Annotated in this window: 4 protein-coding genes; 2 read left to right on the top strand and 2 right to left on the bottom strand. The window is 72.2% G+C overall.

The window, feature by feature from the left end; all coding sequences use genetic code 11:
• Positions 1-1,164: outer membrane protein assembly factor BamB family protein (locus tag AC31A1_RS49540; protein WP_489659616.1), on the top strand; the 1,164-nt coding region annotated here is incomplete at its 5' end.
• A gap of 36 nt (positions 1,165-1,200) precedes the next feature.
• Entirely contained in the window at positions 1,201-1,758 is a 558-nt protein-coding gene (locus tag AC31A1_RS49535; RefSeq protein ID WP_489659615.1) for a hypothetical protein, read from the top strand.
• Between the two features lie 3 nt (positions 1,759-1,761).
• Here AC31A1_RS49535 and AC31A1_RS49530 read toward each other — a convergent pair whose 3' ends face one another.
• Together AC31A1_RS49530 and AC31A1_RS49525 are read right to left on the bottom strand one after the other, a co-directional pair.
• On the bottom strand, positions 1,762-2,535 hold the full coding sequence (locus AC31A1_RS49530; protein WP_489659614.1) for an enoyl-CoA hydratase/isomerase family protein: 774 nt from the start codon (positions 2,533-2,535) through the stop codon (positions 1,762-1,764).
• On the bottom strand, positions 2,532-2,838 hold a 307-nt coding region (locus AC31A1_RS49525; RefSeq protein WP_489659613.1), incomplete at its 5' end, for a Zn-ribbon domain-containing OB-fold protein. The genes AC31A1_RS49530 and AC31A1_RS49525, both read right to left, overlap by 4 nt.

The following is a 2,838-nucleotide window of genomic DNA, read 5'->3' as shown; positions in this document are numbered from 1 at the left end:
CCCCCGCCCCCCGCGCTGCCGCCGGAAACGGCCGCCGGCTGGCGCCCCTGGCGGTTCCGTATGTCGAACGACGTCTGGGGCACCCCGACCGTCGCCGGCGACCTCGTCTACGTCACCTCCTTCGAGGTGCACGCCCTGGACGTGCAGACCGGCCGCCGCTCCTTCAAGACCCGGGACGTCGCCTGGTCGATGGCGGTCGCGGACGGCCGTATCCACGCCTCGGACGGCCCCACCCTCTTCGCCCTGGACGCCCGCGAGGGCGGTGACCTGTGGCGGCTGTCCACCGATGCCTGGGTGTACTCCCTCAAGGCCGAGCGCGGCACCGTCGTCACCGGCACGCGCGGCGGCGGAGTGCAGGCATGGGAGGCGTCCACCGGCCAGAAGCTGTGGCAGCTGACCGGCGCGCAGACCGACTTCGAGTCCCCGGAGGCGGGCCCGGCGCTGCACGACGGCACCGTCTACGTCTGGCAGGACGCCCGGCTGCGCGCCCTGGACGCCCGGACGGGCGACGAGCGCTGGGCGTACCCGATCGGCGACGCGGCCTCCTGCGGGGGCGTCCCCGTACGGATCAGCGCCGCACCCGACGGTCAGGTCTACGTCGCCGCCGGCACCCGTGTCCTCTCCGTCGAGGCGGCGAGCGGCCGGGTCCGCTGGCACTTCGAGGCCCCGGCCGTCTTCCTCTGCCCGCCCGCCTTCGCCCCCGGCCCCGCGGTCACGGGCGGCGGCATCTACCTCGCCGACTACCTCGGCACGGTCTACGCCCTCGACGCCGCCGACGGCCGCGACCGCTGGCGCATCGCGACCGAGTCCCGGGCGTCGATCGAACCGGTCCTCGTCGCCGCAGGCCACGTCCACGTCGGCAGCGGCAAAGGGCTCTACACGCTCGACGCGGTCACCGGTACACCCAAGTGGCGCTTCCAGGCCGGCGGCGACATCGTGGGCACCCCCGCGGTCGCCGAGGGCCGTATCCACTTCGGCTCCACCGACCACCTCCTCTACACCCTCAAGGCCGACGACGGCCGCCTCCGCTGGAAGCTCGCGACCGGCGGCGAGATCACCGGCGCACCGGTGGTCAGGGACGGCGTCGTGTACGCGTGCAGCAAGGACCGCTGCGTGTACGCCCTCGACGCGGAGAAGGGCACGGGCACCGCAAGGACCGCGTGAGCGGCGCCTGTTGGCCCAGGTGGGTACCATGATCGGATGCATACGCGGGGGCGCAGGCTCAAACTCACGGCAGTACTGGCACTGACGGTTCTCACCCTCACCGGCTTCTCCACCGGACGGCACCACAGCAGCAGCCGTCATGGGAGCAGCGGTGGCGGCGGTGGGTGCAGCAGCTCCAGCCAGGATCACGACACGTCGACGTCGTCCGGCAGTTCGTCGTCGGGCGGCTCGTCCAGTGGTTCGTCGGGGGGCAGTTCGTACACCCACCGGCCCAACTACCGCTCCACACCCACCTCTACGGCCACCTCCGGCAGCGGCGGCAGCAGCCTGCGGGACGGTACGGCGAGGCTGGTGAGCTGCGCGACGGCGACGAAGCAGTACGCGACGGTCGAGGTCAGCAACCCCAACAGCCGCAAGGCCACCTTCTCCGTCGACGTCACCTTCAAGGACGCCCAGGACAACGAGGTCGACTTCGACTACGCGGACGTCAAGGTCCCGGCGAACGGCAAGGCGACCGTCCGGGTGCGCGTGCTCGGCACCTCCACCCCGGTCGACCACTGCGAGGTCGACCCCAGGGCCACCGCCGGCACCTGACCCTCACCGGGTCCGGAAGCCGCCGTTCCTCCGCCCGGCGAACAGCTCCGCCTGCCGTTCGTCGGGCAGATTCCCGAGCGCGATCAACGGCGGCGCCTGCGCATACGCCTGCGCCCGCGCCGCCTCCTTCGCCGCCCACAACGCCCGTACGGTCCCCTGGACCCCCTCGGTCGGATACCCGGCGATGACGGTCGCGCAGGCCACGGCGGCCTCCAACGCCCGCCCGGGCTCGGTGAGTTCGGAGACCAGCCCGAGCTCGTACGCCCGCCGCGCGGAGATCCGCTCCGCCGTCCCCATGAGCATCATCCGCGCGACCTCGCCGTACGGCATCCGGTGCGCCATCAGCACCGACTCGTACGCGCTGACCATGCCGTACGTGGTGTGCGGGTCGAAGAACACGGCGGTCGGGTCGGCGACCACGAACTCGCTCTCGCCCAGCAGATAGAACGCCCCGCCGCAGGCCATCCCGCGCACGGCGGAGATCACCGGCTTCCAGAGGTCGTTGGCCTTCGGGCCGATGTGCAGCAGCGGATCGTCCTGCATGTACGGCGAGTTGGGCTGCGGCACGACCGCGTTCCGGTCGAGCCCGGTGCAGAAGGCACGCTCCCCGGCCCCGGTGAGGACGACGGCCCGCACGGAGTCGTCGAACCGCAACTCCCGCCAAACGGCGCTGAGTTCGGCGGCCGTGGTGAGGTCGATGGCGTTGAGCTTGCGCGGCCGGTCGAGGGTGACGAGGGCGACGCCGGTGTCCTTGTCGACGGAGACGTTGAGAGTCATGCCCGCTCCAGAACCCACTGCGGAAGCCCGGCCTCGTCGAACACGACCTGTACCCGCGCCCCGATCCGAATCCGGCTGGGGGCAAGGGAGTTGATCGCGGCCCCGGCCTCGCTGACGAGGTTGCCGACCAGCCGGATCCGCGGTGCGTCGACCAGCTCGACGACGATCACGTTGTAGGGCGCGACGGCGGCGTAGTCGGGGAGGAGCGGCGGATGCGGGAAGACGTACGACCACACCCGCCCCCGCCCGCTCACCTGCCGCCACTCGCTCGCGAAGGACTGGCAGTGGGGGCAGCAGGGGCGG

This window comes from Streptomyces sp. P5F9 (assembly GCF_057961495.1).
The sequence above is the reverse complement of the archived record's forward strand: the minus strand, read 5'-3'. Positions and strand labels throughout refer to the sequence as shown.